We start from the raw sequence: 19,512 nt of genomic DNA, 5'->3' as shown, positions 1-19,512 counted from the left end.
GCGTGTGCGGCAGAGGCACCTTTGTTCTCATGACCGAGAAGCTGCTGGGCCCGCTGTCGAAGCGCCCCTGGACGGAACGCTGGGCGACCCGCCTGCTGGGTGCCGCCCTGGCCTCGGCGGCGTACCTCCTCTGCCTTCCCCGGGACCTGCACGACCACCCCGCGTCACCCGGTTCGACCACGGAGGCGACGCCGGTGACCGTCCTCGGCGTCACGGCCCTGGCCGTGCTGCTGCTCCTGCTGGCCGTCTACTTCGGCCACCGTGACGCCCTCGCCTGGCCCCTGCTGCTGGTGGCGGCGCCCCCGGCCGCGCTCATGTACCTCTCGTTCCACACGTACCGCGAGCCGTCCGGGGTGCCCGGGTGGCCCTGGCAGCTGATCTGGGCGTCCTCCACCCTCGTCATCGCCGCGGGCGTGCTCGTCGCGACGTCCGTGGGCCGACGGCTCAGGGCGGACGCGGAGGAATCACTGGACGGATTGGTGGTCGCCCACCAGCCTCAGCCCCAGTCCCAGACCCAGCCCCGGCAACAGCTCCAGCCCCAGTCCCGGTACCAGCAGCGGGTGTGAGTGTCAGGCGCCCGTCGTGGAACCGGGCCGCACGATCATGAGGATCGTGACAGTGGCCCAGAGCAGGTTGAAGATGCCGGTGAACATGGCGAGTCGAACGGTCACCCGGGGGTTCACGGCGACCTCGGCGACCTCGGCGACCTCGGGGGAGGCGGTGGATGTGGCGGACGCGGACCCCACCGCTTCGATGATCTCCTCCTGGCGCGGCAGCACCAGCGCCAGCAGGACGGCCGCCGCGATCCCGGTCAGGACCATCGAGACGATCAGCCAGGTGTCGTGGAGCACGCCCATGCTGAGAGCCGTGGCCATGCCGAGTACGGGAACGGCGATGCCCAGGGCCGCGTACACCCGGCAGATCCGGTGCAGCAGGCGCACGGTCTCCGTGGCCCGTGGATTGTCCGGTTCGGCGAGGGCCCGCCGGGCGCTGGGCGGGAACATGCTCGCCGCGACGGTGACGGGACCGACGGCGACGATCGCGACGAGGACGTGGAGGACGAGGAGGAACTTGGTCACGAGGGGACGGTAGGCGGCGTACCGGATCTCTCGGAAGTGGCGCTATCGCCAGCCTTCAACGGATTCTCGCCAGCCGCGAAAGGGGCGGTCAATCCTCACCGAACAGGCCTCATGCCCCGATGAACACCGCTTGGCCGGAATCCGTGGCCTGCCTATGCTTTTGCCATGCACACCGTGGCCGTACTGGCGCTCGACCAGGTCATCCCGTTCGATCTCTCCGCCCCGATCGACACCTTCAACTGGGCCCGGCTGCCCGACGGCCGCGCGCCCTACCGGATCAAGGTCTGCTCGCCGACCGAGGAGGTGAGCGCGGGGGCCTTCACCGTGCGGGCGCCGTACGGCCTGGAGGCGCTGGCCGAGGCGGACACGATCATCGTGCCCGGCACCACGGACCCGACCGTCCCGCTGCCGCCCGGGGTGGCCGAGGCCCTGCGCGCGGCGGCCGCGAACGGAACGCGCATCGCCTCGATCTGCGTCGGCGCGTTCATCTTCGCCGCCACCGGGCTGCTCGACGGACAGCGGGCGACCACGCACTGGATCGCCGCCGCGGACCTGGCGGCCATGCACCCGGCGGTGGCGGTCGACCCCAACGTCCTCTACGTCGACAACGGCCAGTTCCTCACCTCGGCGGGCGCCGCCGCGGCGATGGACATGTGCCTGCACATGATCCGCAAGGACTACGGCTCGGCCGTCGCCGCCCACGCGGCCCGGATGTCCGTCATGCCGCTCGAACGGGAGGGCGGGCAGGCCCAGTTCATCGTCCACACCCAGCCCCCGGCCCCGGCGGGCACGACGATGGAACCCCTGCTGAACTGGCTGGAGGAGAACGCCGGCCGTGACCTGACGCTGGACGACATCGCAGTCCGGGCCGGCACCAGTGCCCGTACGCTCAACCGCCGTTTCCGCGAGCAGACCGGTACGACACCCCTGCAGTGGCTGCACCGGGCGCGGGTGCGCAGGGCCCAGCACCTCCTGGAGAACACGTCCCACCCCGTCGAACGGATCGCGGTGCAGGCGGGGTTCGGCTCACCGACCGCCTTCCGGGACCGGTTCAAGAGGGTGGTGGGGACGAGCCCGCAGGCGTACCGGAGGGCGTTCCGGGGAGCGCCGGAGGGTGCGGACCCCGACGTCGCCCCGCCCGCGGACACCGACGTCGCCCCGCCCGCGGACCCCGACGTCGCCCGGCTGAGGGTGGCCCGGCGGAGCTGAACCGGGCGGCGCCGGGACCGGGCCTCATCCCTGCCGATCAGCCTCGCCGATCATCCCCGCCGGTCGGCCACGACCCCCGACGCCGGTGCCACGGCCCCGGCCGCCCCGAACACCGCGGGCCACGCCCCGACCTACCGACACCTTCGACCTGCCATGGGTCCGGCTGCCCCCGACCCCACCACCAGCTTCTCACCGACGGAGAGTGGTTCCGAGATGCGACCTGGACCGCCCCGCGCCCGCCGCCGGCCGTCGCGGCGCCGGTCCGTGATGACGGGCGGCCGGGTGCACCGCACGTGTCGGCGTGCACACGTCACGTGACGATCCAAGATCATTTCACGTCAGTGTCCGTCTTGATCTTTACTTACCCTTCCCTTCTGTCCACAGTGATCATTCTGTGTGTTCGACGTTCGTTGCCATCGCACATACCCACTAAACAAAGGTGAGTTGATGATGATGAGGCTCAAGCGCACAGCCAAGATCGCGCTCGTGTCCGGTGCACTGGTCATGGCGGCTGCCACTCCCGCGCTGGCGACGGTGATAAGCATCGGCGGCGGAACCTGGGACTACGGGGCCGGCACGTCCTACGTGTGGTCGGACTACTACCACGGGTCCAAGTGTCACGGCTCGACCTCGGTCGGTTCCAGCATCGACAGCGACGAGGCGTCCGCCGGGAACTGGTCCATCACGCAGGCCCCGGCCGCGCTGTCCGGCAACGAGACCTACTACAAGACCACCTGCTGACCGGTCAGCAGCACGCGTAACATGCCCCCGAAGGGGCCCGCGCACCGCGGCCCTTCGGGGGCATGCGTGCTTTCCGTCATGGCCGGTCGATCCTCCACGATCGAAGTCTTCACGGCCGGTCGATCCCCCCTCAAAGCCTTGTAGGACACGCATGCTGCATCGTGGCGTCAAGTTCGCCCACGCCGTCATCCTGGCGTTCTCCGCCTTGTTCTCCTTCCTGTTCCTCAAGAGTTTCGAAGACCAGTGGGTCCTGGGCCACGAGGCGGTCGCCCAGGTCACCGAGTCGCGGGACACCAGCTCCGGCCGAGTCATCGAGCAGGCCATCGAGGCGTTCGCCCGCGACCACGACGTCACCGTGGGCCGGCAGGAACTCGACCTGGAGCATCCCGACCGCAGCCGCGACCTCTACCTGACCCCGACCGGCCCCCGTGCGGACTGGCTCGAAGGCGGCTACCCGGCGTTCAGCCCCGGCCAGGCCACCACCACCCGACCGCTCGCCGACATCTCCGAGCGCGATCCCCGCGGTCTGTACTACCTCTTCGGCGATCCCGACGCCGTCGGTCCGTTCCTCGAACTCCTGGAACAGCACGGCCTCACCGCATGGCACGCCCAGCCGGCCTCCCCCGACCAGCTCTCCTACGCCTACGGCGGCAGCGCCCTGGCCGGTTCCCTCGTCGTCGTCGCGCTGGTCTGCGTCACCATGACCGGCGCCGGCGTGCTCCTCAGCGCCAAGTCCTACGGAGTGCTGCGCCTGCAGGGCATGTCCCTGCCCGCGATCCTCGCCCGTGACCTGCGCCGCCTCGCCCGCTTCTGGACGGTCGCCCTCGCCGTCGTGGCGGTCGCGGCAACCGGGCTGCTGGCCTGGTACAACCACCTCGCCTGGTTCGGCTTGTTCGCCCTGCTCACCACCGCGACGGCAGCCGCCTTCACTGCGCTCGTCCTCGCCGTCCACGCCGCCACGCTCGCCCTGACCGCGCGCACCGGCATCCTGGCCGCCCTCAAGGGGGAGATCCCCGCCCGCTCCACGGCCGTCGCGGCCTACCTCGTGCGAGTGCCCGCTCTCCTTCTCGCCCTGGGTATCGCCGCCGCGGTACTGCAGGCCGGACAGGACCTGGCCCGCCGCGAGGACTCGCTCGGCGTGTACGAGAAAGCGGGCAACGCCTCCTCCATCCGCCTCAACGGGAGCCTGGGAGCCCCGGACGCACTGAAGGAGCTGGAGGCGAAAGTCGGCCCCTGGCTCCGCGCGGCCGATGTCGACGGCCAGATCATCCTCGCCGGTCACAAGGACCTCGCACGCTCACGCGACGCCCGGGGCATCCCCGCCGACGACCTGATGGTCGCCAACGAGACCTTCCTCGAACAGCAGAAGATCCTTGCCCCGGACGGCCACCGCTACCCCGCCACCAGCGGCGGCGACGGCCGCATCCTGCTCCTGGTCCCCGAACACCTCGCCTCCTTCACCGACAGGCTCACGGCCCTGGTGCCGGGCCTGCTCAGCCCGTCCGACCCGGGCCGGATCACACCCGGGCAGATCGACGTGCGCCCCACCGCGGACGGCCAGAAGATCTTTACCTACAACGCCCGCGGCACCCGTGAGGCCGGACAGGACCAGCTCTCGGACGACTCCTTCTTCACCGACCCCGTCGTCATCGTCGTCCCCAACGGCACCGACCACATCAGCGACAAGGGCTACACCGCCTACGCCTCGCAGCGAGGCATCGTCTTCCCGGACCCCGCCGACATCACCGACGGCATCGAGGCCCGCGAGCTGCGCGACGAGGTCGTCGGCATCAGCCCCGTCGCCGCCGACGCCGCCCAGGCCATCCGCGACATCACCGCCGACTTCCGCCTGAGACTGTTCAACCTGGCCATCGCCCTCATGGTTCTGCTCGTCACCGGAATCGGCGTCGTCATCGTCCACACCCGCAAGAACGCGCAGCGGATCTTCGCCCGGCACCTTCACGGCTGGACCTTCACCACCACCCATCGCAGTCTCCTGGCCGTCGAAGCCGCGATCGTCGCCCTGCTCGTCTCCTGGCTCCCCTACCAGGTCCACCAGTACAACCAAGGCCTGGAACAGTACGAGGCCATGGGCATCCCGGCCCCCCGCGACCCCATGACCGTCACCGGCCAGGACCTGACCGTCATCGCCGGCCTCGTCGCGGTCGAGATTGCCACCACCCTGGCCGTCCTGGCCCTCTTCCACCGCCGCATCGTCAAGGAAGGATCGACCGAAGCGTGATCGACCTGACCGGGCTGTCCAAGTCCTTCGGCCCCCGCGCCCTGTGGCAGGACCTGACCTTCACCATCGAAGCCGGGCGGATGCTCGCCCTGACAGGCCCCAGCGGATCCGGCAAATCCACCCTTCTGAACTGTCTCGGCCTCCTCGACACCCCCACGGCCGGCACCATGCGCCACCACGATCAGGACATCACCGAGCTCAGCCCCCGCAAGGCGCGCCTCTACCGCCGCGACACCCTCGGCTACCTCTTCCAGAACTACGCGCTCATCGACAACGCCACCATCGCCGACAACCTCGGCGTCGCCGTCAAGCCCCTCCGCTCACGCCCCACACCCCGGCCCACCCCCGCCCAGGCATTGGAACAAGTCGGCCTGGCCGGCCGCGAGGACGACATCGTTCACCGTCTCTCGGGCGGTGAGCAGCAACGCGTCGCTCTCGCCCGCCTCATCGTCAAGCAGCCCGCCCTCGTGCTGGCCGACGAGCCCACCGGCGCCCTCGATCTCGACAACACCCACATGGTCATCGCCACCCTCCGCACCCTGGCCGACAGCGGCTGTGCCGTGGTCATCGCCACTCACGACCCCACCGTCAGGGACCTGTGCGACAGCGTTCTGCACGTGGGCACCTCCACCCGCCCCACCCTTGTCAAGGAGAGCACCACCGCATGAACATGCGTCTCACCTGGTCCCGCGTCACCGTCGCGATCGTCGTCGCCGTGGCCGCCGTCGTCCTCCTCGTCTACGGCACGCACGCGCTGACGATCATCCAGCGCATCGCCCTCAGGGTGTTCTGACAGCCCGGCTGCCGGAACGCGGACCAGGCCACGGGCGCGCCCCCTGCCCGGGCGCCCCTCACCCGGGCACCACCTCGCCCGAGACCGGCAGCCCCAGCCCGGCCACCGCGCGGGCGACGAGGCGGGCCATCTCGACGGCGCCGCGCTCCTGGAAGTGGGTGTTGTCCTGCACGCCGTTCGGGAAGTTCGGGTACTGCCCGGCGTTCAGCCACAGGAAGATCCCCTTGGAGCCCTCGACGCCGATCCCGTCGAGATAGGCCCGGCTGAGCACCGCGAGATCGACCAGCGGAGCGCCCTCCTCCTGCGCGACCGCCTTCGCGGCATCCACGTACGCGGGGAAGGAGACGTTGAACTTCCCGGTGGTCGCGTTGTAGGAGCGGCGCGAGACGGGCGTGACGACGACCGGTGTGGCGCCCCGCGCCCGGGTACCCCGGATGTAGTCGTTGCGCAGGTACTCCTTGTAGTCGGCGGGGGAGGTGTACCGCTCGGCGTTGCCCACGGTGGCGTCGTTGTGCCCGAACTGCACGAAGAGGTAGTCGCCGGCCTTGATCACCTGATGGATCGCGGCCAGCCGCCCCTGCTCGATGAAGGAACGCGAACTGCGCCCGCCGATGGCACGGTTGGCGACGGTGATGTTCGAGGTGAGGTACGTGGACAGCTTCTGGCCCCAGCCGGCCTGCGGGTAGTAGCCGGAACTGTAGGTCTGCGCGGTGGAGTCACTGGCGATGTAGAGGGTGCCGGTCGCCGCCGCGGCGGCACTGGCGGTACCGGGCAGACCCAGAGCACCGAGGGCCCCGGCACCGACCGCACCGGCGGAACCGACCAGAAACCGCCTGCGACTGCTCACCTGGCGGCTGTTGCTGTCACTGTTGCCGTTGCCGTTGCCGTTGCCGTCACTGTTGTTGTTGCTGTTGCGACTCATCTGACCTTCCCTTTACGGGAGTTGGGGGGTGTCAGAGAGGGGTGGCAGCAGCGGAGGGAAAGGTTGCCGCCGCTCTTCGCTCTTCGCCGCTCACTGCCGCGTGTCCGCCAGCCAGGTCCGCCAGACGAGACGGCTGTTGGGCACCTCGGGCCGGTCGAGAAGCCACAGCACGTACCCGGCGTGCAACTGGGCCCAGGGATTCTCCGAGCGCCGGGCCGCCTCCAGCCGCACGCGCAGCGGAGGCCCGTCGACGATGCGGGCGATGCGCACGTACTCGCGGTCCTTGCAGCGATAGGCCCGCCGCACGACGATCTCCACCAGGTCGATCAGCTTGGTCCGGGCCACCGGATCCCGCCCGACGGAGTCCACGGCCAGTTCCCGGATGAGCTTCTCCTTCGTCCCCCACTCCTTGGCGGCGAGGGTCCACTCATCCGGAAACCGGGCCTCCCATTCCAGGAAGAGCAGGGCGTAGGGCAGCCCCGGCCACTCGACGATGTCCTCGTGATCCAGGCTGTTCCACACACCGTCGGGCAGCGAACGGGCCCCGGCCCGCAGGCGTTCCTCCCAGGCCGACCGCAGAGCCGCAACCTCGTACGGCTCCTCCACCCCCTCTTCCTGCAGCGACATCAACGTCGTGTTGAAGCGCGCCACAGCCTCCGCCGTCGCCTTCTGCGCGGAGGCCAAGTGATCGAGTGCGACGGCCCGCTCGGCCGGATCCTTCGAGATCAGTCCGTACGCCCAGGCCAACCGCTCGTCCCACGCCAGGGCGTCGTCCATGTCCGCCCCGCGCCCTTTCTCATGTCCCATGTGCCCCATGGGACAGATCATCCCCGAGCGGACCGGACACCACCCCTCCGGGCACCGGTACCGGGAGGAAACGCAAGGGAAAGCCGGTGAATCAGGGGTGGATCACGGGCAACCAGCCCCTGCCCCTTCGGGCACCCGCTGTGCCCCGGTGCCTCCTGATCAGGCATCGGGCATACGTGTAGCGTCCGAGAGTGAGCCTTTGGACTTCCCTCGAACCCGCCTCCGCGACCGTGGATCCGGGTGGCAGTACGACGGTGCGGCTGCGTCTTCGCAACACCGGTGACGTCGTCGACGAATACCGTTTCGAGGCCGTCGGAGCTCTGGCGCCCTGGACGGCTGTCGAACCGCAGACGCTGCGGCTGTATCCGGGTACGACGGGTTCGGTGGACCTGACGTTCGCGCCGCCGCGTACGCCGGACGCGACGGCGGGGCCGAATCCGTACGCGGTGCGGATCACGCCGACCGAGCATCCCGAGGCGACGACGGTTCCCGAGGGGAACCTGACCATCACGCCGTTCACTGAGGTGCGGGCGGAGTTGGTGCCGCCCACGGTGAAGGGCCGTTTCCGTGGGCGTCCGAAGCTCGCTGTCGACAACCTGGGCAATACGAAGCTGACGGCGTCGGTGGCCGGCAGCGACAACGGTGATCACCTGTCGTACGACATCCATCCGTCGAACGTGCAGGTCGAGCCGGGGCGAGCGGCGTTCGTCAGGACGACGCTGAAGCCGAAGCAGATAATCTGGTTCGGCTCGAAGGAGGAGTGGCCCTACACCCTCGCGATTCAGCGGTCCGGTGCGAAGCCGCTGGACGTGGAAGGTAGGTACGTCCAGAAGGGCTTCCTGCCGCGCTGGCTCGCCACCTTCCTCGGCATCTTCATGGCACTCGCCATCACCTTCGTGATGCTGTGGATCGCCTACAGGCCCCAGGTCCGCAGCGCCGCCACGGAGAAACTGCAGGCAGCCGACATCAGCACGCTGGCGCCCTCCCCCTCACCGACCCCCGAGGCGCCGAAGGCCCCGTCCGTCGAGCCGGACGCCGGCTGGCCCGCCACGAGGAGTTCCGATGGCGCGGGTGACGGAGGGGCGCCTTCCGCGCAGCCGACGAAGACGGAAGCACCCAAGAGCGTGGTGCCCGCCCAGAACATCCTTCTGCGGAACACCAGCACCAAGAGATGCGCCGACGTCCCGGGGGAGGGGAAAGGCAAGAAGGACGGCCGGGTGCAGCAGTTCACGTGCGACGAGCGCACCGACGACAACCAGCTCTGGGACCTTGAGGTGCGTTATCCGAAGCTCGGCCCCGGTGACACCGCCCTTTTCCAGATCCGCAACGTCAAGGACCAGTTCTGCATGGATCTGCCGGGCACCGGGCCCCAGTCCATCCATGCGGCGATCTCCGAGGCCGACTGCGTCGGCACGACCGACGACAACCAGCTGTGGTGGGCCGACAAGCAGGACAACGGCTCGTACTGGATCCGCAACTTCGCCAGCAAGAACCTGTGCCTCGAAGTGGGCGGAAACAGCCCCAGCACCGACGAGGTACGCCTCCTGATCTTCCACTGCACCAACACGGACGACCAGGAGTGGCAGATCGTCCACCCCTCACAGAACTGACCGCTTCCAGGCCGACTTCCGGTGGTCGCCCCAATCGACCACGCCCCGCCCACTCTCCGGAAGCCGCTGAGCTGACCGGGCGTGCTTGCGAGCGGCGCCCGCGCCCCACGAACCCCGCCCCACAGCCCAACCAACCCGCCCGCATCCCACCCAGCGGGCCCCCGCGTTTCCGGGCCGTGCGCTCGCTTCTCACCCGTGCTGGAGCGGGCCGGGTCAAGGGTGAAGCGCAGCGCAATCGCCGCAGGCGACGGCCGCAGGCCGCCCTTTACACGGCCCGCGGAGGCACGACACTGCCAGGAAGCGTGCGGCCCCAACAGCACTGAAGAAGCAGGGCTCACCACTCCCACCCGCTCCTCCCTGAACTCCGGGTCCAGGGGAGCGCGGGTCAACGGCCGGCATGCGCAGGAGGGCTCTGCTCCCTCACCTCAGCCAAGCGCCGCTGATACAGGGGCCCGGCAGCGAACGTCCCTCTCGCCTCACTCGGCGTGGACAACTCCATGAGGTGATGGGCTACGGCCTTGAGGTGCGCGGACCAGGCCAACACATGCTGCTGAGCGGTCCGCCCGCATTCCCGCGGTTCACCGGGAAGACACAACGGAAGCTGGGGCCCCAGCTTGTTCGCCGCATGCCGGACGTAACGCGCGATCGAGGCCCATTCATCGTCTGTCCGCTGTACGGCGTGGTTGGTGCTCTCCGGACTCCACGGCCCGAAGTCGTCTCCGTGATCGTCCATGCGCGCGCTCCTGGTCATCGCAACGGACCGGCCGGTCCGCTGCGATCGTAGCCGCGCTGTCCGTTTCCTTGGGTTCCTGGGCACAGAGCGCGGTACCCGACGCGCAGTTGGTGAGCGTCGGCGAGACCGTGCAGCTGGTCGACGTCGTCACCGGATCCGCCGCCACCCTCACCCCGGCTGACAGAGGTTGGCGGGTGCGCGAGGGCGGCCCGGTGAAACTGTGGGAGCGCATCGAGCGCGTCCTGGACGCCTACGACTGGGCCGGCGCCCCGGGCCCGGAAACCTTCACCCTGCACGTCCAGGACGGCGGCCAGCACCTGCGACACGAGGAGATGCCCAGCCTGCTGCTGCCTGGGCCCTGACAGGGCCCGCGGGCTTCGGGCGCCAGGGTGGGAGTTCCTTGATCCCGCCCAGGGCGCCCGCCAGCTGGACCGTGCTTCCACCAGGCCCGGACGCCGAGCCGGGCACTTCGCCGATACCCGCGCCCGTGTACGACGCTGCCGGTGCCCTCTCGTCCTCCATAACTGAGCGCGTCATTTCCCTGGGGCCAGGCGCATCGCTTCGGGTTCTGCTCCAGCTGGGCCCGAAGCGACCGAGTGCGGTACGAACCCGGTCGAGACCTTCCCTCCGCCAGTGCTTTCGGTTGGGCATCTGGTCGTCCCTGCGCCAGCGCCAGGCCGAGAACATGGTCCAGTCCAGGGCACGGCAATGGCGGCGATCACCTTTGCGACGGGCGGCGGAACGTACCCATCGAGGCTACGGCGTACGCGTCTCCTGAGCGGCCCCGAGGAACGCGGTCCAGGCGGCAGGGGAGAGGGCGAGGCGCGGGCCGGTCGGCTGCTTGGAGTCACGTATGAGGATGCCGCAGGTGACGAAGGCGGCCTCTACGCACTCCGTCGTGTTGGCACCGCTGTAAGACGACTTGAACCAGGAGTAGTCGTCACAGGACTCGGGCGGGACGGGCATTACAGCTCCTTGCGGACATGGTGGATCAGAGAGGCGGACGCCTCCATGTCCAACGCTTGTGCGCGCAGGTAGTCGAACGCAAGCCGGTATCGCTCCAGCTCCTCTTCCTTCTCCAGGAAGAGGGAACCGGCGTGGTAGTCCACGTACACGACGTCCAGAGTGGCTTCGGTGCCGCCGAGGATGACGAAGCTGCCCATGGCGGCACCGTGCGCGCCCTTCGAGAAAGGCAGGACCTGAAGGGTGATGTGAGGCGACTCCGTCGTCTCCAGGAGACGGTCTAGCTGCTCCCTCATGGTGGCGGGGGAGCCGACGACGCGACGGACCACGGACTCATCGAGGATCGCCCACAGCCGGGGCGGAGCCGGCCGGGCGAGGATCTCCTGCCGCTTCATGCGGATGTCGACGAGACGCTCGATCTCCGCAGGCGCGAGACGGATCTCACTGGCCCGCTGCAAGGCGCTGCTGTAGGCGCGGGTCTGCAACAGCCCCGGCACGTACACACAGGAGAAATGGTCCTCGCGTACGGCTTCGTCCTCAAGTGTGAGCAGCAGGTTCATGCTCTCCGGGATGGAGTCGGCGAAGGAACTCCACCAGCCCTGCTGCTTGGCGTCCTTGGCGAGCGCCACAACGGCCCGCCGCTCAGCGCTGGTTGCGTCGTACTCCCGGCACAGCGCATCCACCACGAGCCACTTGACTGGTCCGGCCTGCGTCTCGTACCGGCTGACCGTGGCCTTGGAGACGCCGACCAAAATGCCGGCCGCCTCCAAGGTGAGGCCCTTGCGTGCGCGGAGCTTGCGCATCATCGCCCCGAGCTGCCGTCGGCGCGTAGTGGTCTGAACGGACATGCGGTTTCCTCCCCGCGCACCGGATTCCTGCCCGGCAACGCCCTGAAGGGTAGGCAGTCGGCGAGCGGCGGGGCCAGCGCGTTCACTCGATAGATACCCGTGAGAAGTTACATGGCGGGAATTCCCTGTGTCATTCTCGTAGTCGTACCGCTACGCAGTGCTGTCGTCCCATGGCGACAGGCGTAGGGCTGTGTGGCTAGGGAGGGAGTGAGCATGTCCTTCTGTGAAGCGCGCGAGCGGCGGCTGCACGAGGCTCTGCCGTTTACGGCCGCGCCGGCGCAAGTTGGTCTGCTGCGGAAGTCCGTGCGCCGCACCATGCGGCAGTGGGGTGCCGAAGCCATCACCGACCAGGTCGAACTGGCGGTCACGGAACTGGCGACCAACGTCCTGAAGCATGTCGGGGATGGCGCGCCGGCGATGGTGGTGCTGGAGCCGAGAGGCGACTGTCTGCGAGTGGAGGTGCACGACAGCAGCCGGAGCGCGCCCGTCCTGAGTGAGATGTGCGCCGAGGCGGAATGTGGCAGGGGCCTGCATCTGGTCGCGGCGATGAGTCAGGGCTGGGGGACCCTCTATACCGCCGAAGGCAAGGCTGTTTGGTGCGAGTTGTCCCTGGAGCCGGCTCGGCAGGGCATGAGTGTGCAGCGCGCGGCGATGGTGCTGGATGAGTACCGGCGTGTAGTGGGTGCGGCTCCGGTGCCGGCCCGTGCGACAGCGGAGGAATCCGTCTCCGATGTCATCGCTGATCTTCTGCACTGGCTGGTGGCCTCGGGCGGTGACGCAGTCGAAACGCTGGGCCGGGCGCGGATGCACTTCGACGCGGAGGCCGCATAAGTACGGCATGCCGAGGCTGTGTCCTACGCGTCGTCGCGCAGGACGTTCAACAGAACCCGCGCGTCAGCTAGATGACCTTCGTCAAGCAAGGCTGCGGCGATGTTGATAGATGCCTGCACGTCACGGTCAGCGGCTGCGTTGAGCATGGTCTCCACTGCCTCTTCCGCCCCGGTCCGCCGATAGGAGGCGACGGCGAGAGGGAACTCGTTTGAAGGCAGCCTGCTGCCCATCACCCAGGCATGAAAGTGGGCATCGCGAACCCTGCCTGCCGCAAGGTGGCGCCCATAAGCGGCGATGTCGGCGGCGTGTGGAGTGACACTGTTGCGCCGGTCCCCCTCGTGAGGGGTGACCGGCGCAACAGTCTGCTCCCCCGGTGGTGCCTCGACGAGATCGCGAATTACAGATTCCACTTCATGCAGCACTGTCGCGGTGGCCTCCGGGGCGCGTTTCTCCAGTTCGGCGCCTGCACGTAGATCAAGCAAGTCGGCCAGCGAGTACGGGAGATCGAATCCCTGATCGACTGCCTCTGCCTCAAGGGCCTTGTAGATGCTTTCGAGCTTCCCAAGTCTGGGTACACGCCTGCCCGTTACGTAACAGGACATACTGGATGTGGCGATGCCCGCTTTCTCGGCAACCCGCCCCTGAGTGCGGTCAGCTGCGGCCAGGGTCAGGCGCAAGGCGGCGGTGAACATTTCCTGGCGTGAGGAGAGGCTCCCGCCACCCTCGATCTCCGTGGCTGCTCTGTGCGCTTCCTTCATGGCCAGGCTTTCCCCTTCGGTATGAGCCACTGGGTGCGGATCTTTCATTGTGGTTCTGCCATGCGCTAGTTGAGAAGGCTTTTCGTGCAGTTGCGGAGCCGCAATTCTTTGCGCTGCCGCAATGTGCCGTCAGGGCTGGATTTGTTGCTGGCGTTCAGGCGAGAGTCGTTCCTGTCGCTCGCAGCCGCCAGGTGAAGGAGCGTCAGTTGACATTCGGACGGACGTAAGGGGAAGCGATGGGCACGCCGTCCTGGACGGACACGAAGCTCGGCACCATGAAGCGCGCGGCCCTGTGGCTCGTCGAGGTGGTGGGGGAGGGGCAGTTCTTCACGAAGGAGCAGGTGAAGGAAGCCTTTCCCGGCGTCAGCCAGGCGGACCGCCGGGTTCGGGACCTTCGTGACTTCGGCTGGCAGATCGATACGAACCGCGAAGACGCGTCGCTGGGCCCGCACGAGCAGCGCTTCGTCAAGCAGGGCGAGGCTGTGTGGGAGCCGGGCAAGGGCAGCCGGCCTGCTTCGTCCATCACCCAGACCCGGCGCCGGGAAGTGCTGGCGAGGGACGGCCACTTCTGCCGCTCATGTGGGATCGCCCCAGGCGAGACTTACGCCGGCACGTACGAGTCGGCGCAGATCGACATCGCCCGGCGTGTGGTGCGGCAGCCGGACGGCAGCAAGACGACGGAACTGGTGTCCGAGTGCAACCGCTGCCGTGTAGGTGGTAGGGGAGCGGAGACGGACCTCGGCTCCATGCTGTCCCGCGCGTCCGCGCTGAGCGCGCTTGAGCGCAGGATGCTTTCGGAGTGGATGGCGCATGACCGGCGTGAGTTCAGCGAGGCCGAGATCTTCTGGGCGGACTACCGGGCCCTGCCCGAGGAGTCACGTGCGAAGATCCGCGCAGCCTTGAACCCGCCGGCTTAGTAGACGGCCGCGGCATGGGCGGGGGCCCGGGACAAGCGGTCGCGGGCCCCCGCGCTTTGAGACACAGCAACGACGACAGACGACACGAGGAGATCTGGTGCGCAAGGAGTTCGGTCGGCCGCCGCTGGCAGAAGAGAACCGGTCGCTGGTTGAACAGCGTCTGAAGGAGCTTTCCGAGGGTGCCGGTGTCCGCGAAACACTGACCGTCGAGTGGCGGACGCAGCCCTTGCATGTGGAAGTCATCGACATGCCCGTCGAGATGCTCTACTACAACCCGGGAACGCATCGCATCCGGGCTCAGCGCAGCTACGACCCCGATCGCGACCAGCTGCTCGATGAATCGCCCTGGATCGGCGAGAGCCAGGATTACCTGCACCACCTGCTGATGGCTCTGCCAGCGGACCCGGGCAGGCCGGACCCCGATTTCACTGAGTTGCTCAACAGCCTGCGCGATTACCGGCAGAACGAGCCTGGGCTGATCACACGCGACGGCATCCTCGTGAACGGCAACACCCGGCGTGCGGCGCTGAAGGAACTCGGCGTCCCGAACATCCGGGTCGGTGTGCTCCCTGAGTCGTGCACCTGGGACGACATCAACGCCGTCGAGCTGGCGTTGCAGCTCCGTCCGGACCAGCGACGCGAGTACTCGTACATCAACGAGCTCATCACGATCGACGAACAGCTGGCTCTCAACCGTCCTCTGGCGGAGGTGGCCAAGTCCTTCCGCCGCCGGACCGACACGGTCGAAGCCGACATGTGGATCCTCGCGACGCTCAACGACCTCCGCGAGCGTTCCGTCGACGGCAAGGCGCAGCTCAAACTGGTGGACTTCGAGGGCGCCAAGGAAAGGCTGCGCGAACTGTGGCGCCGGTACCGGAAGGACCGGGCGGTCAGCGAGGAGAAGGCCGAGCTGGTGAAGGAGCTGCGGCTGGCCGCGATCGTCATGGACTTCTCGAAGACGGACGTCCGCCTCATTGAGGACGACTTCAGGGCCAGATACCTGGACCGGACGCTCCCTGAATCGCTGAAAGCCGAGGTCCGTCCCGAAGCGCCGGCCACGGTGCGGATTCCCGGCCTGAACCGAACGGTGAAGGCCGCATCTGCCTCGGTCGCTGAGGCCAAGGAGCTGACGAACGCCATCCTGAAGGCCAAGGCGGTGGAGAAGGCCGAAGGGGAGAGTGTCTCCGAGCGCGCTGTGACCGCCGCCCGGACCTACGCTGACGCGCGCAAGGCCGTGGAAGAGGCCCTGGAGCCCGCAGGCAAGGACGCCCGGGTACGCAAGCGGAAGCAGGCGGCCCCTGACCGCATCACCGACGCGTGCCAGGACATCGAGCAGTGCATCACCGATCTGACGCTCGCCAAGGCGTCCGGAAGTCTGGACGAGGAGGCGTTTGACGAGGCCATACTCGCCCTGCGGCAGTCGCTGACCAAGCTCGCCGTGGCCACTCAGCGCAGCATCAAGGCCCCGGGCGATGGCGTCTCGTGGCTGCACGACGCGGTCCGGCAGGAGGGCCCGTGACCGAGAGCCCGTCTCTCCGGATCGCCTTCGACGTCACGCGTACCCGGGCCGTCCTGCGGGCGTCCCAGGAACATGCTGGTGACTTCGGCAAGCTGGCCGCCCGCTTCCCGGCTGGCGGCCAGCGCACCTTGACGTCAGTCGAAGTCGATTTGGATGACTTCCTGACGGGTCTCGCTGCGCTGGGTGACTGGCCTGCCGCAGATACCGTGGAGTGGGAAGAAGAGCTCGCCGTGCTGGTGGGCGGTGTCCTGGATGACGCTGACCGTGCCGAGCAAGCGCTGCTCGACCCTTCCGCCGTCAGTTCTGTCGGCGCCAGCGAAGTCCAGGACCGGCTTGGTTCCGACTGGCGCGCTGACCTCACCGATTTCCAGCGGCGGGATATAGCGCGGCTCCTCTCGCTCCAGCACGGAGCCAACTTCTCTGTCCCCGGCGCTGGAAAGACGCGTGTCGGCCTCGCGATGTTCGCCGCGATGCGGGCGCAGGGAGAGGTGCGACGTCTGCTCGTAGTGAGTCCAAAATCGGCATACGAGTCGTGGACGTACGAGAGCGGAGTATGTTTCGCGGAGCCACTCACCGCCCGGGTGATGGAGAAGGGCCCCGAACCCGGCACGGAACTGCTGCTGATCAACTACGAGCGGCTTGACCGTTCGCTCCCCGTGCTGGCCGCGTGGCTCAGGGCGGCTCCCTCGATGATCATTCTGGACGAAGCACACCGCATGAAGCTCGGTGCCGAGGGCATCTACGGGAGTGCCTGCATGGCCCTTGGGCCCCTGGCCCGCCGGCGCCTCATTCTTACGGGCACCCCCGCGCCGAACGGGGCCAAGGACTTGGAGAACCTGCTGTCCTTCGTGTGGCCGGGGCACGGACGCCGGGTAGTGACCCAGGCCGTCGCGGGTGGCGACCTTGCCCACGCCAGCCAGGTGCTCCGCCCGCTGTTTACACGCACCACCAAGAGCGAGCTTGGCCTCCCTCCTTTCGAGACGCGTATCCGTTACGTGGAGCTGCCCGCTCTGCATCGCGAGGTCTATGACGCCCTCGTAGGCAAATACACAGCGCGGGCGGAGTCCGGTCGGGACAACTTCGACGCCCTGGGCAAGGCGATGCTGCGCCTGCTCATGGCGGCGACAAGTCCAGCCCTGCTCGTGGAAGGCGAAAGCCGGTACGCGCCCCTGGACTATCAGGTGCCGCCCCTGGAGGTGCCGCAGACGGACTCGCTGTACGGCCTGCTGGAAAGGCTGCCGGACTACGAGCTCTCACCGAAGTACAAAGAGGCACTGCGCATCGTCGCGGACAACGCGGCACAGGGGCGCAAGACGTTGGTATGGACGACGTTCGTCCGCAGCCTCACCACTCTGGAGCGGTTGTTCTCCGCCTACCAGCCGGCCGTAGTACACGGCGGGACGGTCGACCGGGCCGGTCAGCTCAAGCGCTTCAGAGAAGACCCGGACTGCCATGTGCTGCTCTCCAATCCCGCGACGCTGGGGGAGGGCATCAGCCTGCACCAGGTCTGTCACGACGCCGTCTACGTAGACCGGGACTTCATGGCGGGCCGCTTCCTGCAAAGCCTCGACCGCATTCACCGTCTGGGACTTGCACCTGGCACCGAGACACGGGTCACCGTCCTCGCGGCACAGGACACCATCGATGAAGTGGTGGCTCTGCGACTCGAAGACAAACTGGAGTTCATGGGGCGCATCCTCGACGATCCCTCCGTGCAGCAGCTCGCGGATCTGCAGGAGGAGCCGTCACTCGCGGCTGGGATGGACATGGCCGACATCCGCGCGCTACTGCGCCACATCGAGTCCCATGCCGCCGAGTGAGGGAGCACGCCGCGCGGCATTGCGGTGGCTGGACCTGCTGCCGGTCGCTGACGTGCCGCGTGCTCGCGCTGTGCTCACTCACCACCCGGATTACGCGGATCTCACCCCCGCCCAGTACGCGGAAGGGCTTGCCTGGCTCCGCCGCGTACATCTCCTCGACGGTGGTGATCGGCCGGTGCTGCGTGTCAGCGATCACGAAAGCTCCGACGAGTGGGCGGCTTCCCGTATCGCTCAGGGCCAGTGGAGCGAAGCGGCGGAGGCTGCGCGCCGGGCGACAGGAACGGCGGGGGAAGCGGCCGTAGCGGAGTTGCTGATGCATGGCGGGGCGAGGGAAGTGGTGCACGTAGCTCTTCTCACGGATGCCTGCGGATATGACATCAAGGCCATCTCGTTAACGGATGCGCCCGCGCATATCGAGGTGAAGACCACGACGAACCCCACCAGGCTGGTCATTCACCTCTCGCGGAACGAGTACGACGTGATGTGCCACGACCCGGATTGGCTGCTGGCCGCCGTTCTGCTCGGTAAGCAGGGTGAGGCTCTGAACGTGGTGACCGTGAACACCGAGTGGCTGCGCCAGCACGGCCCCGTGGACCGGGATCGGCGGGCCAGCTGGGAATCCGCTCGCTATCGGGTGCCGGGGCAGGCGCTCACGCTTGGGCTCCGACGAAGCGATGGCATGCATGTCATTCCGAAGAGGGTGTCCCCCGTACTGCCCATCTGGGGGGTGTCGCCCTCGTCGGCATGGTCGGCCTGAGCCAGGGCGTCCGCGATGGCTCGGCCCACGGCTCGTGCGACCGGGGGCGGGAAGGCATTGCCTACCTGCCTGTACACCGACGTCTTCCGCCCGGCGAACCGCCAGTCCGGGGGGAAGCCCTGGAGCAGCGCGAGCTGTTGGACGGTGAGCCGTACCGGCAGGGAGTCGCCGACGGAGGGAGGCTCGTCGGCGATGCTGGAACCGTTCACTCCCATCTCCGCCCAGGCACGCCGTGCGCGGGAGGGGCCCAGGTCGGCTCCGCCATGCTTCCTGGAGCCGCCGCAGACGGTGGGAGCGATGCCCTGAGCCTGAGCGGCCCAGGCGTCGGCCAGTTCCCAGCCGCGGGATGCCATAGAAGAGCGCAGCACGTCGCCCACGGTGCGGGACTCGGAAGCCGGGTGCGTCGCGGGCCAGGTGAACGCGTCGAACGCCTCTGCCTCCAGGGCGACGAGGACCGCGCGAGGGCGGAGCTGGGGAACTCCGAAATCCCGCGCGTAGAGCAGTCTCCATTCGGAGAAATAACCCAGAGAAGACAGGGTGGCGAGAATCTGCGCCCGATAGGTCGCGAACTTCTTCTGGAGGAGCCCTTTCACGTTCTCCAGCAGCACTGCTCGCGGGCAGAGTTCGGAGATCACGGCGAGTGCTGCCGGGAAAAGGTCCCGCTCGTCGTCGCTTCCCAGTTGTGCGCCGGCCAGCGAAAAGGGCGGACACGGTACTCCAGCGGCCAGGAGAGCGGGGCGGTCCCCACTCCACCCGAGAGCCGGGACCGTCTTCCTGATATCCGCTTGTGTGACGTTCCAGTCCGGCCGGTTCAGTCGCAGGGTGTCGCAAGCGTCAAGGTCGAATTCGACGAGCGCCTGATGACTGAAGCCCGCTTGTTCGAGGCCGAGGGCTTGGCCGCCCGCACCGGCGCACAGCTCGACACAGGTGTAGCGGTTGTCCTCTGTGGGCTTGCCAGTCACG

Annotated in this window: 18 protein-coding genes and 2 pseudogenes; 13 read left to right on the top strand and 7 right to left on the bottom strand. The window is 68.1% G+C overall.

Translation table 11 applies throughout. The features are described 5' to 3' along the window. Nucleotides 1-29 precede the first annotated feature (29 nt). The gene (locus ACH4DZ_RS07895; RefSeq protein WP_398286063.1) at nucleotides 30-566 is read left to right on the top strand and encodes a hypothetical protein; all 537 of its coding nucleotides are present in this window, start codon (nucleotides 30-32) and stop codon (nucleotides 564-566) included. Nucleotides 567-569: 3 nt separating this feature from the next. Here the strand turns inward: ACH4DZ_RS07895 and ACH4DZ_RS07890 are convergent, their stop codons facing one another. Then, nucleotides 570-1,079, bottom strand: coding sequence for a protease (locus ACH4DZ_RS07890; protein ID WP_398286062.1), 510 nt, complete (start codon nucleotides 1,077-1,079; stop codon nucleotides 570-572). Nucleotides 1,080-1,244: 165 nt separating this feature from the next. Here ACH4DZ_RS07890 and ACH4DZ_RS07885 point away from each other — a divergent pair, with 165 nt between their 5' ends. The 5 genes from ACH4DZ_RS07885 (at nucleotide 1,245) to ACH4DZ_RS07865 (ending at nucleotide 6,064) form a co-directional block, all read left to right on the top strand. Continuing rightward, on the top strand, nucleotides 1,245-2,288 hold the full coding sequence (locus tag ACH4DZ_RS07885) for a GlxA family transcriptional regulator (RefSeq protein WP_398286061.1): 1,044 nt from the start codon (nucleotides 1,245-1,247) through the stop codon (nucleotides 2,286-2,288). Nucleotides 2,289-2,735: 447 nt separating this feature from the next. Beyond that, on the top strand, nucleotides 2,736-3,029 hold the full coding sequence (locus ACH4DZ_RS07880; protein WP_398286060.1) for a lactococcin 972 family bacteriocin: 294 nt from the start codon (nucleotides 2,736-2,738) through the stop codon (nucleotides 3,027-3,029). Nucleotides 3,030-3,180: 151 nt separating this feature from the next. Beyond that, nucleotides 3,181-5,271 (top strand): bacteriocin-associated integral membrane family protein, encoded by a 2,091-nt coding sequence (locus tag ACH4DZ_RS07875; protein ID WP_398286059.1) that lies wholly within the window; start codon nucleotides 3,181-3,183, stop codon nucleotides 5,269-5,271. Then, a complete protein-coding gene (locus tag ACH4DZ_RS07870; RefSeq protein WP_398286058.1) occupies nucleotides 5,268-5,939 on the top strand; it encodes an ABC transporter ATP-binding protein in 672 nt (223 codons plus the stop codon). Before ACH4DZ_RS07875 ends, ACH4DZ_RS07870 begins: the two co-directional genes overlap by 4 nt. Next, nucleotides 5,936-6,064, top strand: a complete 129-nt coding sequence (locus ACH4DZ_RS07865; RefSeq protein WP_398286057.1) for a hypothetical protein — start codon at nucleotides 5,936-5,938, stop codon at nucleotides 6,062-6,064. Before ACH4DZ_RS07870 ends, ACH4DZ_RS07865 begins: the two co-directional genes overlap by 4 nt. A gap of 58 nt (nucleotides 6,065-6,122) precedes the next feature. On the opposite strand, the gene ACH4DZ_RS07860 is transcribed toward ACH4DZ_RS07865, so the two are convergent. Both ACH4DZ_RS07860 and ACH4DZ_RS07855 read right to left on the bottom strand, forming a co-directional pair. Continuing rightward, entirely contained in the window at nucleotides 6,123-6,986 is an 864-nt protein-coding gene (locus ACH4DZ_RS07860) for a rhamnogalacturonan acetylesterase (protein ID WP_398286056.1), read from the bottom strand. 90 nt (nucleotides 6,987-7,076) lie between these two features. Further along, nucleotides 7,077-7,793 (bottom strand): hypothetical protein, encoded by a 717-nt coding sequence (locus tag ACH4DZ_RS07855; protein WP_398286055.1) that lies wholly within the window; start codon nucleotides 7,791-7,793, stop codon nucleotides 7,077-7,079. A gap of 191 nt (nucleotides 7,794-7,984) precedes the next feature. Here ACH4DZ_RS07855 and ACH4DZ_RS07850 point away from each other — a divergent pair, with 191 nt between their 5' ends. Next, on the top strand, nucleotides 7,985-9,403 hold the full coding sequence (locus tag ACH4DZ_RS07850; protein WP_398286053.1) for an RICIN domain-containing protein: 1,419 nt from the start codon (nucleotides 7,985-7,987) through the stop codon (nucleotides 9,401-9,403). A gap of 813 nt (nucleotides 9,404-10,216) precedes the next feature. Next, nucleotides 10,217-10,498: pseudogene (locus ACH4DZ_RS07845) on the top strand (SAM-dependent methyltransferase); the annotation flags it as partial. Nucleotides 10,499-10,892: 394 nt separating this feature from the next. On the opposite strand, the gene ACH4DZ_RS07840 reads toward ACH4DZ_RS07845, so the two are convergent. Together ACH4DZ_RS07840 and ACH4DZ_RS07835 are read right to left on the bottom strand one after the other, a co-directional pair. Then, nucleotides 10,893-11,102: a DUF397 domain-containing protein gene (locus ACH4DZ_RS07840; RefSeq protein ID WP_398286052.1), complete on the bottom strand. Its 210-nt coding sequence runs from the start codon at nucleotides 11,100-11,102 to the stop codon at nucleotides 10,893-10,895. Next, nucleotides 11,102-11,947 (bottom strand): helix-turn-helix domain-containing protein, encoded by an 846-nt coding sequence (locus ACH4DZ_RS07835; RefSeq protein WP_398286051.1) that lies wholly within the window; start codon nucleotides 11,945-11,947, stop codon nucleotides 11,102-11,104. Before ACH4DZ_RS07835 ends, ACH4DZ_RS07840 begins: the two co-directional genes overlap by 1 nt. A gap of 213 nt (nucleotides 11,948-12,160) precedes the next feature. Here ACH4DZ_RS07835 and ACH4DZ_RS07830 point away from each other — a divergent pair, with 213 nt between their 5' ends. Beyond that, the gene (locus ACH4DZ_RS07830) at nucleotides 12,161-12,778 is read left to right on the top strand and encodes an ATP-binding protein (RefSeq protein WP_398286050.1); all 618 of its coding nucleotides are present in this window, start codon (nucleotides 12,161-12,163) and stop codon (nucleotides 12,776-12,778) included. Nucleotides 12,779-12,801: 23 nt separating this feature from the next. Here the strand turns inward: ACH4DZ_RS07830 and ACH4DZ_RS07825 are convergent, their stop codons facing one another. Further along, nucleotides 12,802-13,536 carry a hypothetical protein gene (locus tag ACH4DZ_RS07825; protein ID WP_398286049.1) on the bottom strand — a complete coding sequence of 245 codons (735 nt, stop codon included), beginning with the start codon at nucleotides 13,534-13,536 and terminating at the stop codon, nucleotides 12,802-12,804. 236 nt (nucleotides 13,537-13,772) lie between these two features. Between ACH4DZ_RS07825 and ACH4DZ_RS07820 the strand changes: the two genes are divergently transcribed. From ACH4DZ_RS07820 to ACH4DZ_RS07805, 4 genes and pseudogenes are all read left to right on the top strand, one after another. After that, entirely contained in the window at nucleotides 13,773-14,453 is a 681-nt protein-coding gene (locus tag ACH4DZ_RS07820) for a hypothetical protein (RefSeq protein WP_398286048.1), read from the top strand. 97 nt (nucleotides 14,454-14,550) lie between these two features. Beyond that, on the top strand, nucleotides 14,551-15,972 hold the full coding sequence (locus ACH4DZ_RS07815) for a transcriptional regulator (RefSeq protein WP_398286047.1): 1,422 nt from the start codon (nucleotides 14,551-14,553) through the stop codon (nucleotides 15,970-15,972). Beyond that, nucleotides 15,969-17,792, top strand: a complete 1,824-nt coding sequence (locus ACH4DZ_RS07810) for a DEAD/DEAH box helicase (RefSeq protein WP_398286046.1) — start codon at nucleotides 15,969-15,971, stop codon at nucleotides 17,790-17,792. The genes ACH4DZ_RS07815 and ACH4DZ_RS07810 overlap by 4 nt, the downstream gene beginning before the upstream one ends. After that, nucleotides 17,779-18,306: pseudogene (locus tag ACH4DZ_RS07805) on the top strand (DUF3883 domain-containing protein); the annotation flags it as partial. The gene ACH4DZ_RS07810 and the pseudogene ACH4DZ_RS07805, both read left to right, overlap by 14 nt. A gap of 113 nt (nucleotides 18,307-18,419) precedes the next feature. Here ACH4DZ_RS07805 and ACH4DZ_RS07800 read toward each other — a convergent pair. Continuing rightward, a complete protein-coding gene (locus ACH4DZ_RS07800) occupies nucleotides 18,420-19,511 on the bottom strand; it encodes a DNA cytosine methyltransferase (protein WP_398286045.1) in 1,092 nt (363 codons plus the stop codon). Nucleotide 19,512 lies beyond the last annotated feature (1 nt).

The organism is Streptomyces sp. NPDC017991, from assembly GCF_044328075.1.
In the GTDB taxonomy this organism is placed as follows: Bacteria; Actinomycetota; Actinomycetes; order Streptomycetales; family Streptomycetaceae; genus Streptomyces.
Note: the sequence above shows the minus strand (reverse complement) of the source record. Positions and strands in the feature narration are given on the sequence as shown.